Here is a 13,259-nt window from a genome sequence, read left to right on the forward strand (position 1 = left end):
GCCCACCAGGCTACCGTTGATCCCATGAACGAGTCTGGGAGCGCGTCCGACGATCACGGAACGGTCGGGCCCTGTGTCGGGGACCTCGCCGAGGGGGAGCTGCTCGAGCGCATCTTCCCTCGCCTGCCGCACGCCGACGCCGAACTCCTCGGGCCGGGTGACGATGCCGCGGTCGTCCTGGCGCCGGACGGTCGGTTCGTCGTCACGACGGACACGATGATCCACGGGCCGGACTTCCGACTGGCGTGGTCGAGCGCCCACGACCTGGGGTGGAAGGCTGCGGCCAGCAACCTGGCGGACGTCGCGGCGATGGGGGCGCGTCCGACGGCGCTCGTCGTCGCACTCGCCATGCCCAAGCACCTGCCGGTCGCCGTGCTCGACGGGTTCGCAGACGGCTTGCGCGACGCCTGTGCCGAGCTCGCGCCCGGCTGCGGTGTCGTCGGCGGCGATCTGGCCGTGTCCGACGTCTTCATGATCGCGGTGACGGCGTTCGGCGACCTGGAGGGTCGTGCCCCCGTCCGGCGTGACGGAGCGCGACCCGGCGACGTGGTCGCGGTCGCGGGGGAGTTGGGTTCGGCTGCGGCAGGTCTGCGACTCCTCTTCTCGCGTGGGGTCGACACCGACGGCGTGCCTTCGGCCGAGGCAGCGGCCGGCCTGCGACGCGATCACCGGGTCGAGGTGGAGGCACAACTCGCACCACGGCCACCGATCGCCGCCGGTGTCGTCGCCGCCGTCGCCGGTGCCACGGCGATGCTCGACCTGTCGGACGGGCTCGCGCTCGACGCCGGTCGCCTCGCGCGGGCGAGTGGGGTCGCGATCGACCTCCGGGCCGAGGACCTGGGTGCCGACGTGGCGCTCGCCCTCGCCGGCGGCGAGGACCACTCCCTTCTGGCGACGTTCCCGGCCGCCACCACGATCCCCGCCGGCTTCCGGACCATCGGCTCGGCCCGGGCCGGTGCCGGAGTCCTCGTCGACGGTCTGGCCTACGACGGCCGCGCCGGCTGGGACCCCTACCGGGACTGGGACGATGCGTCCGGTTGAGCGGTGTTCCCGGCCGTTATGGCGCGAGGACCGTGCGGTGACGCGGTGACGCGGTGACGGTGAAGCGGTGGCTCAGACCGGCGTGATCCACCAGACGACGGTCTCGCCGTAGGTGCTCTTCCGCAGGACCTCGAGCGCTGGGGGAAGGGTCGGTTCGGGCGAGCGGGAGCTCCGCTCGACGAGCACGAGCCCGTCGTCGGTGACCAGACCGACGAGCGCGGCGAGGTTGGCCGTGAGCTCCGCCTCGGGGAGGTCGTACGGGGGATCGATGAAGACGAGGTCGGACGGGACCGTCGCCCCGGACAGGTAGGCGCCGACCGATTTGGCATGCACTGTGATGCGTGGTGCCGCGCCGCGAGGCGCTGCCGAGGTCACGATCCTCGCGTTGTCCCGACACAGCTTCGCGGCCTCAGACCCGCGGTCGACGAGGGTGACCACTGCTGCACCCCGGCTGGCGCACTCGAGCCCCAGCGACCCCGACCCGGCGTACAGGTCGAGCACTTCGGCTCCGGCGAGCACGTCGCGGGCCTCCAGCGCGGAGAAGAGCGCCTCGCGGACGCGATCGCTCGTCGGTCGTGTACCGCTGCCCGGGACCCGGATCGTGCGTGATCCGGCGAAACCCGAGATGATCCTGATGCCGGCCATAGTCCCATCCTCGCAGGCTGCGCGAAGCCGAGCGAACCGCGGTGTCCGAGGTCCGGAATAGAATCGACGGCATGACGGGGATCGAGCTGGGCACGAAGCTCGGCGGTGTCCTCGGCGGACGGACCGCGACGGCACTCCAGAAGGCGTTCGGCGTCGAGACCGTCGGCGACCTCCTCGAGCACTACCCGCGTCGCTACGCGAAGCGCGGCGAGCTGACGGTCATCGGCCTGCTGCCGCTCGGCGAGGACGTGACGATCGTCGCCGACGTCCTCGAGGTCCGCGACCGCCAGATGAAGCAACGCAAGGGTTCCATCCTCGAGGTCGTCATCTCCGACGGTCAGGGTCGGCTCAACCTCACCTTCTTCAACCAGCCCTGGCGCGCGAACGAACTCCGGCCGGGACTCCGCGGCATCTTCGCAGGCAAGGTCGGCGACTACCGCGGCAGTTATCAGCTCGCCCACCCGCAGTACCAGATCTTCCCCGACGACGCTGAAGCCCCGGCGCTCGCCGACGCCCAGGCGAAGGCGTGGTCGGAGGCCCCCATCCCGATCTACCCGGCGACGAGCACGATCACGAGCTGGAACCTCAGACAATCCGTCGAGCTGGTTCTGGACGCCCTGCCGCCGCAGGAGGACCCCGTCCCGCGGTCGGTCCGGGCGGCGAGGGGTGAACTCTCCTTCGACGCCGCCATCCGTGCCGTCCACCGCCCGACGGTCGACCGCGACTGGCAGCGCGGTCGCCGCAGCCTGCGGTACCAGGAGGCGTACCTCCTCCAGACGGCCCTGCTCCAGCAGCGTGCGGCCACTCGTGCGCTGGCGGCCGAACCCCGCGTGCCGAAAGCCGGCGGCTACCTCGAGCGCCTCGATGCCGCGCTCCCGTTCGAGCTGACCGGCGACCAGCAGACGGTCGGCACGGAGATCGCGGCCGACCTCGCGCAGCCCAATCCGATGAACCGGCTCGTCCAGGGCGAGGTCGGCTCGGGCAAGACGCTCGTCGCCCTCCGGGCCATGGCGGCCGTTGCCGACAGCGGGGGACAGTCGGTGCTGCTGGCGCCCACCGAGGTCCTCGCGGCGCAGCATCTGCGGTCGATCGTCCGTTCGCTCGGCCCCGACCTCTCGGCCGAGCTCATGCCGACGCTGCTCACCGGCCAGCTGCCGACGTCCGATCGCAAACGGGCGCTGCTGCGGATCGTCGCCGGCCAGGCCCGGATCGTGATCGGGACGCACGCGCTGCTGGGTGACGCCGTGACCTTCGCCGATCTGGGGATGGTCGTCGTCGACGAACAGCACCGCTTCGGCGTGGAGCAGCGCGACCAGCTCCGTCAGAAGGGACGCACACCGCCGCATGTCCTCGTGCTGACCGCGACGCCGATCCCACGGACCGTGGCCATGACCGTCTTCGGCGACCTCGACGTCAGCATCATCAAGGAGCTGCCACGCGGCCGGCAGGGGATCGAGAGCTTCGTGGTCGCCCTGGCCGATCACCCACGGTGGATCTCCCGCGTCTGGGAGCGCCTCGCCGAGGAACTCGCGCAGGGGCGGCAGGGGTTCGTGGTGTGCCCGGCGATCGACGCCAAGGAGGTCGAGCCCGGTGAGGAACTCGAGGAGGACGCCGACCCGGCGCGCCCGATCGCGTCCGTGCTCACCACGGTGGAGCAGCTGCGTACCCACCCACTGCTGGCGTCCCGACGCATCGACGTCCTCCACGGCCGGATGAGCGCGGAGGAGAAGGACCGGACGATGCGGGCCTTCGCGGCCGGTGAGATCGACGTGCTCGTGGCGACGACGGTCATCGAGGTGGGCGTCGACGTCCCCAACGCCTCGACGATGGTCGTGCTCGACGCGGAGCGTTTCGGGGTGTCGCAGCTCCACCAGCTCCGCGGACGCGTCGGTCGAGGCGGCGTCCCCGGGCTGTGTCTGCTCGTCACCGCGGCGGAGACGGAGAGCACCGCACGCGAGCGCGTCGACGCGGTTGCCGCGACGCTCGACGGCTTCGACCTGGCGCAGGTCGACCTCGAGCTGCGGCGCGAGGGTGACGTCCTCGGCAGCATGCAGTCGGGCGGGCGGTCCTCGCTCAAACTGCTTCGGGTCGTGCACGACAGCGAGGTCATCATCGAGGCGCGGGCGGATGCCGCCGAGCTCCTCGGCACCGACCCCGACCTCGCCGATCACCCGGTGCTGGCCGAAGCGCTCCGCCGACGCCTCGACGAATCCGACCGCGCCGCGCTCGCCAAGAACTGAGCACCGATAGGCTGGCGGCATGAAGCGGATCGCCGTCGTCCCCGGATCGTTCGACCCAGTCACCCTCGGTCACCTGGATGTCATCGAGCGGGCGGCGCGCATCTTCGACGAACTGCACGTGCTGGTGGTGCACAACCCCGACAAGTCCGCGCTGCTGCCGATGCCGCAGCGGGTGTCCCTGCTCGAGCGCTCCATCGCGGACGGCGGATTGCCTGACAACATCGTCGTCGCGCAGTGGAACGTCGGCCTGCTCGTCGACTACTGCACGGACGTCGGCGCGAGCGTGCTCGTGAAGGGCATCCGCTCGCAGGTCGACGTCGCGTACGAGACGCCCATGGCCATCATGAACCGCAGCCTCGCCGGCGTGGAGACGGTCTTCCTCCTGCCTGATCCCGCGCACGCGCACGTCTCCAGTTCACTCGTCCGGCAGGTGGCCGCGCTCGGTGGCGATGTCAGCCCGTACGTCCCGCAGGTGGTGGCGACCTTCCTCCAAGAGGGCTAGGGCGTCCTCCCGGTCGGGTTCGGCGTAGAATCGTCGATCGTGACTAGGAAGAGAACGAACAATTCGCCGTTCAGCGTCAATGTGCGCGATCTGGTGAACCGTCCCGGGGAGATGCGCGAGCACGACCTCGAGGTGGTGCTCGCCGAGCGCTGGGGCGAGGGTCTGGTCGCCGTCCAGGAGGGCACGACGCTTTCCGAGCAGGTGCGTCTCGAGTCCGTGCACGAGGGGATCCTCGTGACCGTCGACGTCGACGCACTGGCGACCGGCGAGTGCGGCCGTTGCCTCCGCGACATCGAACTGCCTGTCGAAGTCGAGATTCAGGAACTTTTCGCGTATCCTAATTCGGAAGCGTCTGACTTCGAGGTTCACGACGACCACGTGGATCTTGAACCTCTGGTCAGAGATGCGGTAGTTCTCGCATTACCGTTTCAGCCGGTGTGCCAGCCGGATTGCCCCGGACTCGACCCCGAGACCGGTGAGCGGCTGGCCGAACGTCCGGAACGACACCCTCACGACGTCGCAGATCCTCGCTGGTCTGCGCTCGCGGGCTTGTCCTCAGACTCCGTACTTGACACAGACGCCAGTAGCGCCCAGCGCGCCGCTGCAGACACAGAAGAGAGATAGATCATGGCTGGAAACCCCCCGAAGCGGAAGGTCTCGCGCTCGAACACCCGCTCGCGTCGCTCGCAGTGGAAGGCCGCCGTGCCGACGCTCGTGAAGACGGTGGAGAACGGCCGCGTCACGTACAGCCTGCCGCACCGCGCCAAGGTCGTCGAGGACTCGCAGGGCACCGCCCTGTACCTCGAGTACAAGGGCCGCAAGGTCGCAGACGTCTGATCCGCGCGTTGAACGTCCGCGTTCGAACAGCGTGAACACGAATCATTCCGACCACACCGGAATCGGCTCCGCATCGGAGACCGATCCCGGTGTGGTCGTTTTCGCACGGCAACTGGGTGTCGACGTCTCGTACGAGCTGCTCGACTTGGCGCTGACGCACCGCTCGTACGCGTACGAGCACGGTGGACTCCCGCACAACGAGCGCCTCGAGTTCCTCGGCGACTCGATCCTCGGGCAGGCCGTCACCGTCATGCTCTACCGCGACTTCCCGCACCTTGACGAAGGGCAGCTGGCGAAGCGTCGGGCGAGCCTCGTCTCGACGATCGCGCTCGCCGAGGTCGCGCGTTCGATCGGTCTGGGCGAGCGGATCAAGCTCGGCAAGGGCGAGGACCAGACCGGAGGCCGCGACAAGGCGTCCATCCTGGCCGACACGATGGAGGCCGTCATCGGCGCGACGTACCTGTCGGCCGGACCCGACGCCGCGACGGCACTCGTCCTGCGCCTGGTGAACCCCCTCCTCGAGAACCCTGAGCGCTTCGGCGCGGCGATGGACCCGAAGACGAGCCTCCAGGAGGCCGCCGCGGCCATCGGTGCGCCGGCGCCCGTCTACGAGATCGCCAGCTCCGGCCCCGATCACAACCGACGGTTCGTCGCGACGGTCACCGTGGGCACCGCGGTCACGGCGACGGGCTCCGGCACGAGCAAGAAGCACGCCGAGATGGCGGCGGCCCTGGAAGCCTGGTCGAGGATCAGTGCCGGAACTCCCTGAGGTCGAGGTCGTCCGCGCCGGCTTGGAGCCCGCCGTCAGCGGGGCGACGATCGCCGGCGTCGAGGTCTTCGACGAACGCTCCCTGCGCCGCCACGCGAGTGGTGTCGCCGACTTCACGGCACGGCTGACGGGGCGGACCATCCGATCTGCCGTCCGACGCGGGAAGTTCCTCTGGTTCCCCCTCGACGACGATGAGGCGATCGTCGGTCACCTGGGCATGAGCGGGCAGATGCTGCTCCGGTCACCTGGCGATGACGCCGACCGACTCCTGCGCATCCGCTTGCAGCTGGAGCATCCCGAGCACGGCGAGCTCTGGCTGCACTTCGTGGACCAGCGGATCTTCGGCTCCATGGCGGTGACCGCGCTCGTCCCGACGACGGACGGAGCCGCAGGTGGGTTTGGCGACGAGGTCGCGATGGTGCCCGACCAGGTCGCGCACATCGCCCGCGACCCGATGGACCCGGCCTTCGACGACGCCGGCTTCCTCCGACGACTGCGCGAGAAACGCACCGGTGTGAAGCGGGCGCTCCTCGATCAGACCCTGGTCAGCGGGATCGGCAACATCTACGCGGACGAGTCGCTCTGGGCGGCGCGCATCCACCCCGAGCAGGAGACCGCCCGTCTCGGGCTCGGACGCGCCGGCCGGCTGCTCGAGGAGGTCCGTGCCGTGCTCGCCAAGGCCCTGGCCGAGGGCGGGACGAGCTTCGACGCCCAGTACGTGAACGTCAACGGTCAGGCGGGGTACTTCGCCCACAGCCTGAACGCCTACGGAAGGCAGGGCAAACCGTGCGCGCGCTGCGGCACGCTCATCGTCCGCGAGCAGTTCATGAACCGGGGCTCGCACCGCTGTCCCGTGTGCCAGCGCCGCACCTGACGATCAGTCGCTGCGGGGGAGTCGGCGCTGCCACTCTCCGGAATAGCCGACGATGCGGAACCCGAGTCGGTCGTTGATCGCGAGCATGTGCGCGTTCTCGTCGGCGTTCCAGCTGTAGATCCGGGACCGCTCGGGTGCCTGATCGGCGAGTGCGAGGAGGTTCGCCGCTTTCATCCAGAGTCCGAGGCCGTGTCCCCGGTGGTCGGCGAGCACGAGCGTGTCCCACTGCTCCGCGTGTTCCTTGCCCTCGCCGAGGACGAGCTCGCTGTACCCGGCGACCGCGCCGCTGTCGCGGTGGACGGCGGCGACGACGATCGCGTGGTCGCCAGACGCCGCCAGCTGTGCCTCGCGGGCGCGGACCCGCTCGGGCGTCCAGACCTCGGGGTCGAGTTCCAGATCGGCGGCCGGGATGTCGGTCGCCATGTGTCCGTGGGCTGTGGCGAGCGAGCCGAGCAGCTCGTCGGGGGTGCGGTCCACCCAGTGCACGAGGCGGTATGTGTGCCCGGCTCGGGCGGTCGACGTCGCGACGATGTCCGGCAGCTCCCCGAGCATCGAGGCGAGGTCGCAGCGGTTGGTTCGCTCGACCTGGGCGAGGGCGTATCCACGATCGAGCATGAACCGGCTCGCCGCGGCGTTCGCAGGGATAGCCCGTTCGCCGACGCTCGCACCGAGGAGTGGCTCGTCGGCCGGGATGTCGTCGACGGCGTGCTGGGTGAAGGCGGTCACTGTCGGGCGACCGGCCGCGAGGGCCCGTCGCTCCAGCTCCAGCAGGAGCGCTGTGCCGATCCCACGACGACGCGCGTCGGGGAGGACACCGACGTCCAGGGAGGCCGTCACCGCGTCGGCCTCGGCGCCGTACCCGAGCCAGCCGCGACCGACCACACGGCCGTCGAGGGCGGCGGCGAGCAGGACGCGTCGCTGGAACCGCTGGTCGCGGTACTCGGGCAGGGTCATGGCGGAGGTCAGAGCGAAGTCGTCGGTGGACCAGATCTCCGCTTCGAGCGTGTTCGCGACCTCCTGGACCGCTTCGAACACGGCTGAGCTCCCGGACGTTGGGATCTCGACCTCGTCGATCGTGACGCGCATCGTCGCCTCCCTCCCGCACCAGACCGTCCTGGGTGATGCGGTCCATGCTACGACCGCCCCGGCGGGCCGGCACAGCGTGGTGTCCCTCGTCCGTCCGCGGATTCGCTACCGTAGTGCACAGCATCCGCGACGCGGGAGAGGAGGTGCGCGTGTACCTGAAGAGCCTGACGCTCAAAGGGTTCAAGTCCTTCGCGCACCCCACCACCTTCGCGTTCGAGCAGGGCGTCACCTGCGTCGTGGGTCCCAACGGTTCCGGCAAGTCGAACGTCGTCGACGCGCTCGCCTGGGTGATGGGCGAGCAGGGGGCGAAGACCCTCCGCGGCGGCAAGATGGAGGACGTCATCTTCGCCGGCACGTCGACCAGAGGACCGCTCGGTCGAGCCGAGGTCACGCTCACCATCGACAACAGCGACGGCGCACTGCCCATCGAGTACACCGAGGTGACGATCAGCCGCACCCTGTTCCGCAACGGCGGGAGCGAGTACGCCATCAACGGCGACACGTGCCGGTTGCTCGATGTCCAAGAGCTCCTGAGCGACTCCGGCCTCGGCCGCGAGATGCACGTCATCGTCGGGCAAGGACAGCTCGACGCGGTGCTGCGGGCGACGCCCGAGGAGCGACGCGGCTTCATCGAGGAGGCGGCCGGCATCCTGAAGCACCGTCGACGCAAGGAGAAGACGCTCCGGAAGCTCGAGGCGATGCAGACCAACCTCACGCGGCTGAGCGACCTCGCCGGGGAGATCCGTCGGCAGCTGAAGCCGCTCGGCCGTCAGGCGGAGATCGCCCGGGAGGCGCAGACGATCGCAGCGGTCGTCCGCGACGCCCGCGCTCGGATCCTCGCGGACGACGTCGTGGGCCTCCGGCGTTCCCTCGACGAGCACAACCGGTCGGAGAGCGAGCGCCACAGCGAGCGCCTCGTCCTGCAGGAGCAGCTGGAACAGGCGGAACTGCGGATCAACCGGATCGAGCAGGCGCAACTCGGCGACGCGGTCGACGACGCCCGCCGGATCACCTTTGAACTCGAGAGCGTGCAGGAACGCCTCCGGAACCTGTACACGCTGGCCAACCAGCGGCTCGCCCTGCTCGGATCATCGACGGACACGACGGCCGCCGAACCGCGGATCACGAAGCAGATGGTCGCCGACGCGACCGCCGAGATCGACGGACTGCGGGTGGCGGTCGCCGACGCGGAGCGCGCGTTGCAGGAGGCGCAGGCGGACACCCGCGCGAAGCGCGCCGCACTCGACGCGGTGGACGTCGAGATCGCGGCGCAGAGCGCGCTCGTGTCACGACACGACCTGGAGCTCTCCAAGCTCGCGGGCGCCGTCGACGCCGCCGGGTCCAAACTCGCCGCGGTCCGTGGCGAGGCGTTGCGCCAGCAGAACGCGATCGACGCCGCTGCCCTCCGTCTGGACGCCGCACGGCTGGAGTACGAGGCGCTCGAGGACGACCCGACCCTGGCGGACGCCGCCGACTCCGGACTCGACGACGCCTACGAGGCGGCCCAACGCGGCGCAGCGGAGGCCGAGGGGGAGATCGAGGGCCTGCGCGAGCAGCTCCACACCCTCGAACGTGAACGCGATTCGCTCGGCGCCAAGACCAGTGCACTCTCGCGCGCCCTCGACCTCAAGACCGGCTCGGCCGAACTCGCTGCGAGCGGGATCGACGGGATCGACGGGATCGTCGCGGACCGGGTGCAGGTCCGACCCGGCCACGAGTCGGCGGTGGCCGCAGCGCTCGGCACGCTCGCGGAGGCCGCCGTCGCCGTCGACCGGCACGCCGCCCGTCGGGCGCTCGATCACGCGGCCGACCAGGATCTCGGCCGGGTCGAGATCGTCATCGCCGACGGTGCGCGACACGTCCCGGACGCGCCCGCCGGGTTCACCTCGGCTGCCGAGCTGGTGGAGGCCCCTCCTGGCGTGCTAGGGATCCTCGCCTCGGTCCTCGTCGTCGACTCGCTCGACGACGCGATCGCGGCGTACGACCGACTCGGCTCGTCACTCAGCGCGTTCACCCTCGTGACCCGTGACGGCGCGGTCGTCACGGACAGCATCGTCCGCGGGGGGAGCGGCGGAGCGCAGAGCCGCATCGAACTGCTGGCTGAACGCGATGCGGCAGCCGATCGACACGGCGAGGTCGAGTCGCTCATCGAACGGGCGCGCTTCGCTCTGGCCGAGCAGCGCACGATCCTGCAGGAGGCGAAGCAGACCGCGCAGGCGGCGCTTAGCGCCCTCCGCGAGTTCGACGCCAACCGTGCCTCACAGGCCGAGCGCGTGAACCGGGTCACGGTTCGGTACGAATCCGCGCAGGCCGAACACGACCGCCTCCTCGCAGCTGCCGGGACGGCGGAGGCGGCCGTCGCCGACGCCGCTGCCGCCGTGGAGCGGGCCAAGCTGGACCACGACACCGCTCGCGCGCGTCCACGACCGCTCCTCGACGTCTCGGCACGCGACGGGCTCTCCGCCGAACTGGACGCGGCGCGCGAGGCCGAAGTGCAGCACCGCCTCCTCCTCGAGACCGCGCGCGAACGCGTGCGGGCGGAGGAGCTCGCGGTCGCGAACCTCGAGCGGCAGCGGCAGGCCGACCAGGCGGCAGCTGAGGAAGCGGCTCGGCGTGCCGTCATCCGTGCGCGCCAGGCCGCGGCCGCCACCGCGGTGACGGAGGCGCTCCCGCCCGTCCTCGACTCGGCCGACCGGTCGGTCACCGAGGCCCGCGTCGCCCTCGCGGCAGCCGAGGCGACGCGGTCCAGCCGGAACGCCGAACTCGTGCGACTGCGCGGCGAGGAGCACACGCTCCGGCAGCGGCTGCAGGTCGTCACCGAGAGCGTACACGGCCTCGAACTCCAGATCTACGAGAAGAAGCTCCACTTGTCCGGTCTGCTCGAGCGCGCCGGGTCGGAGCTGGGACTCGTCGAGGACGTGCTCGTCGCGGAGTACGGGCCTGAGGTTCCGGTGCCCGTCGACCCGCCGACACCCCGCGCGACCGCCCGCTCGGCTGTGCGAACGGCCGACGACACCGGTCCGGAGGTCTCACCCGAGACGACGACACCCGACTCGGACGAGGCGCCCGAGGCACTTGCCGACGGACCCGCGACGCCGGACGCCGAGCCGGAGGAGGAACCTACCGAGGAGTCGGACGACGTGCCGACGACGCCCTACGTCCGCGCCGAGCAGCAGAAGCGTCTCGCAGCAGCGGAGCGCACCTACGCCCAACTCGGGCGGGTCAACCCGCTCGCGCTCGAGGAGTTCGCGGCACTCGAACAGCGCCACCGCTTCCTCACCGAACAGCTCGCCGACCTCACCAGCACCCGCGCCGACCTGCTGTCGATCATCGAGGACATCGACGGGAAGATGGAGGTCATCTTCGCCTCGGCGTTCGCCGACACCGAAGCGGCCTTCACCGAGGTGTTCCCGATCCTGTTCCCGGGCGGCACGGGCAGCATCTCGCTCACCGACCCCGAGCACATGCTCACCACGGGCATCGAGGTGTCGGTCAAGCCCGCCGGCAAGAAGATCGAGCGCCTGTCGCTCCTGTCGGGCGGGGAGCGCTCGCTCGCCGCGGTCGCCCTCCTCATCGCCATCTTCAAAGCCCGACCGAGCCCGTTCTACATCATGGACGAGGTGGAGGCGGCCCTCGACGACGCGAACCTCGGGCGGCTCCTCACCATCTTCGAGGACCTCCGTCAGACGAGCCAGCTCATCGTCATCACGCACCAGAAGCGCACCATGGAGATCGCCGACGCCCTCTACGGCGTCTCGATGCGCCAGGACGGGGTGTCGGCCGTCGTCGGTCAGCGCGTGGCAGCAGAACGCGCGAGCTGATCCGGTCTCGTCCCCACGCGACGGGACCGCGTCGCCGACGGCTACGCTGAGACCATGGCTGCACGCACACCCTGGTCACTCTCCGGTGCCCTCAAAGGCATGTTCCAACGTCCGACGATCGACGAGACCACCTGGGAGGACCTCGAGGACGCGCTCATCGGCGCGGACTTCGGCCCCGACGTCACCGAGTCGATCGTCACGGGCCTGCACGCCTCCGTTGACCGCTACCGCACCACCGACCCGCGCGACCTCCAGCGTATGCTGCGCGAGGAGGTCGAGGAGCGGCTGTCGAAGTTCGACACGACGCTGAAGCTCAGCGAGCGTCCGGCGGTCGTCCTCGTCGTCGGCGTCAACGGGGTCGGCAAGACGACCACCATCGGCAAGTTCGCGAAGTTCCTCCGCAACTACGACCGCACCGTCGTCGTGGGGGCAGCGGACACCTTCCGCGCCGCTGCCGTCGAGCAGCTGGCGACCTGGGCTGAGCGCGCGGGCGCACAGATCGTCCGCCCCCAGCAGCAGGGGCAGGACCCGGCCTCCGTCGCCTTCCAGACGATCGAGTACGCCAAGCAGACCGGCACCGAGATCGTCATCATCGACACCGCTGGTCGGCTGCAGACGAAGGGCGGGCTCATGGACGAGCTGTCCAAGATCCGTCGCGTCGTCGAGAAGCAGGCGCCCATCGCCGAGGTCCTCCTCGTGCTCGACGCGACGACCGGTCAGAACGGTCTGTCACAGGCGCAGGCGTTCATCGAGCACGCCGGGGTGACCGGGCTCGTCCTGACGAAGCTCGACGGCTCCGCGAAGGGCGGGTTCGTCCTCGCCGTGCAGGAGAAGACCGGCATCCCGATCAAGCTCGTCGGTCAGGGCGAGGGCATCGGCGACCTCACCGGCTTCACGCCGCACGTCTTCGCACAGAACCTGGTGGGCAGCTGATGGCGATCGAACACGACTACTTCGGCATCATCGCGACCGAGCCTGGCGGTGGCGTCTACTGGTCCGACAACATCGACGTCGGGGAGCAGTCCGTCTCCATCTCGTTGAGCGCCCCCGACGAGGACGACATCCCGGCCGACGCACTCGACCTGGCGGCGGCGATGATCCTCGCTCTGGAGGGCTTCGACCTGCGCTCGCGTGAGGCGATGCTGAGCGAGGTCGACGACCGCACCTCCGAGGTGACGGAGTACATCATCCAGGCCGTCGAGGAGCTGGGGGAGTCCCTGCCGGACGTCCTGGTCGACGAGTCCGGAGACCGCGACGTCGACGTCATCCGGTCGATGACGCTGCTGAGCGTCGGGTTCGCGCCGCATCAGCACAACGGCGACGAGGCGTTCGCGATCTTCGAGTACTCGCTCGACGCGGACCAGCTCGACGGCGTGCTCATGGTCGCATACACCTCCGACGGCGAGGTCACCGGGGTCACGAGCGAGGACTGAGCCCGTCAGGT

General features: G+C 70.1%; 12 protein-coding genes. 10 read left to right on the forward strand and 2 right to left on the reverse strand.

All coding sequences use genetic code 11. The annotated features are described in order from the left end of the window. The first annotated feature begins 24 nt into the window (after nt 1-24). Complete coding sequence (gene thiL / locus EAO79_RS11775) at nt 25-1,041, forward strand: thiamine-phosphate kinase (RefSeq protein ID WP_124769088.1); 1,017 nt, start codon at nt 25-27, stop codon at nt 1,039-1,041. A 72-nt stretch (nt 1,042-1,113) separates the two neighbouring features. Here thiL and EAO79_RS11780 read toward each other — a convergent pair whose 3' ends face one another. Then, nucleotides 1,114-1,686, reverse strand: a complete 573-nt coding sequence (locus EAO79_RS11780) for an RsmD family RNA methyltransferase (RefSeq protein WP_124769089.1) — start codon at nt 1,684-1,686, stop codon at nt 1,114-1,116. Between the two features lie 71 nt (nt 1,687-1,757). Here EAO79_RS11780 and EAO79_RS11785 point away from each other — a divergent pair, with 71 nt between their 5' ends. The 6 genes from EAO79_RS11785 to mutM all read left to right on the forward strand — a co-directional run bounded on the left by EAO79_RS11785 (nt 1,758) and on the right by mutM (nt 6,908). Beyond that, nucleotides 1,758-3,926, forward strand: a complete 2,169-nt coding sequence (locus EAO79_RS11785; RefSeq protein WP_124769090.1) for an ATP-dependent DNA helicase RecG — start codon at nt 1,758-1,760, stop codon at nt 3,924-3,926. Between the two features lie 19 nt (nt 3,927-3,945). Then, nucleotides 3,946-4,428: a pantetheine-phosphate adenylyltransferase gene (gene coaD, locus EAO79_RS11790; protein ID WP_064296302.1), complete on the forward strand. Its 483-nt coding sequence runs from the start codon at nt 3,946-3,948 to the stop codon at nt 4,426-4,428. Between the two features lie 111 nt (nt 4,429-4,539). After that, nucleotides 4,540-5,052: a DUF177 domain-containing protein gene (locus EAO79_RS11795; protein ID WP_079706272.1), complete on the forward strand. Its 513-nt coding sequence runs from the start codon at nt 4,540-4,542 to the stop codon at nt 5,050-5,052. A gap of 3 nt (nt 5,053-5,055) precedes the next feature. Further along, complete coding sequence (gene rpmF, locus EAO79_RS11800) at nt 5,056-5,265, forward strand: 50S ribosomal protein L32 (RefSeq protein ID WP_056006932.1); 210 nt, start codon at nt 5,056-5,058, stop codon at nt 5,263-5,265. Between the two features lie 91 nt (nt 5,266-5,356). After that, a complete protein-coding gene (gene rnc / locus EAO79_RS11805; protein WP_086473824.1) occupies nt 5,357-6,034 on the forward strand; it encodes a ribonuclease III in 678 nt (225 codons plus the stop codon). Beyond that, the gene (gene mutM, locus EAO79_RS11810) at nt 6,018-6,908 is read left to right on the forward strand and encodes a bifunctional DNA-formamidopyrimidine glycosylase/DNA-(apurinic or apyrimidinic site) lyase (RefSeq protein ID WP_079705643.1); all 891 of its coding nucleotides are present in this window, start codon (nt 6,018-6,020) and stop codon (nt 6,906-6,908) included. Before rnc ends, mutM begins: the two co-directional genes overlap by 17 nt. A 3-nt stretch (nt 6,909-6,911) precedes the next feature. Here the strand turns inward: mutM and EAO79_RS11815 are convergent, their stop codons facing one another. Further along, a complete protein-coding gene (locus EAO79_RS11815; RefSeq protein ID WP_124769091.1) occupies nt 6,912-7,994 on the reverse strand; it encodes a GNAT family N-acetyltransferase in 1,083 nt (360 codons plus the stop codon). Nucleotides 7,995-8,143: 149 nt separating this feature from the next. On the opposite strand from EAO79_RS11815, the gene EAO79_RS11820 reads away from it, so the two are divergent. Genes EAO79_RS11820 through EAO79_RS11830 form a run of 3 tightly spaced genes read left to right on the forward strand, consistent with a single transcriptional unit; the run spans nt 8,144 to nt 13,248 of the window. Continuing rightward, entirely contained in the window at nt 8,144-11,815 is a 3,672-nt protein-coding gene (locus EAO79_RS11820) for an AAA family ATPase (protein WP_124769092.1), read from the forward strand. A 54-nt stretch (nt 11,816-11,869) separates the two neighbouring features. Continuing rightward, nucleotides 11,870-12,748 (forward strand): signal recognition particle-docking protein FtsY, encoded by an 879-nt coding sequence (gene ftsY, locus EAO79_RS11825; protein WP_064296361.1) that lies wholly within the window; start codon nt 11,870-11,872, stop codon nt 12,746-12,748. Beyond that, a complete protein-coding gene (locus EAO79_RS11830) occupies nt 12,748-13,248 on the forward strand; it encodes a DUF2004 domain-containing protein (protein WP_079705645.1) in 501 nt (166 codons plus the stop codon). Before ftsY ends, EAO79_RS11830 begins: the two co-directional genes overlap by 1 nt. Nucleotides 13,249-13,259 lie beyond the last annotated feature (11 nt).

Source organism: Plantibacter sp. PA-3-X8 (genome assembly GCF_003856975.1).
Lineage (GTDB): Bacteria > Actinomycetota > Actinomycetes > Actinomycetales > Microbacteriaceae > Plantibacter > Plantibacter auratus.

Excerpts from the sequence above, each read along its gene's own strand:
- thiL (WP_124769088.1), top strand. The coding sequence starts at position 25 with ATGAACGAGTCTGGGAGCGCGTCCGACGATCACGGAACGGTCGGGCCC.
- EAO79_RS11780 (WP_124769089.1), bottom strand. The coding sequence starts at position 1,686 with ATGGCCGGCATCAGGATCATCTCGGGTTTCGCCGGATCACGCACGATC.
- EAO79_RS11785 (WP_124769090.1), top strand. The coding sequence starts at position 1,758 with ATGACGGGGATCGAGCTGGGCACGAAGCTCGGCGGTGTCCTCGGCGGA.
- coaD (WP_064296302.1), top strand. The coding sequence starts at position 3,946 with ATGAAGCGGATCGCCGTCGTCCCCGGATCGTTCGACCCAGTCACCCTC.
- EAO79_RS11795 (WP_079706272.1), top strand. The coding sequence starts at position 4,540 with ATGCGCGAGCACGACCTCGAGGTGGTGCTCGCCGAGCGCTGGGGCGAG.
- rpmF (WP_056006932.1), top strand. The coding sequence starts at position 5,056 with ATGGCTGGAAACCCCCCGAAGCGGAAGGTCTCGCGCTCGAACACCCGC.
- EAO79_RS11815 (WP_124769091.1), bottom strand. The coding sequence starts at position 7,994 with ATGCGCGTCACGATCGACGAGGTCGAGATCCCAACGTCCGGGAGCTCA.
- ftsY (WP_064296361.1), top strand. The coding sequence starts at position 11,870 with ATGGCTGCACGCACACCCTGGTCACTCTCCGGTGCCCTCAAAGGCATG.
- EAO79_RS11830 (WP_079705645.1), top strand. The coding sequence starts at position 12,748 with ATGGCGATCGAACACGACTACTTCGGCATCATCGCGACCGAGCCTGGC.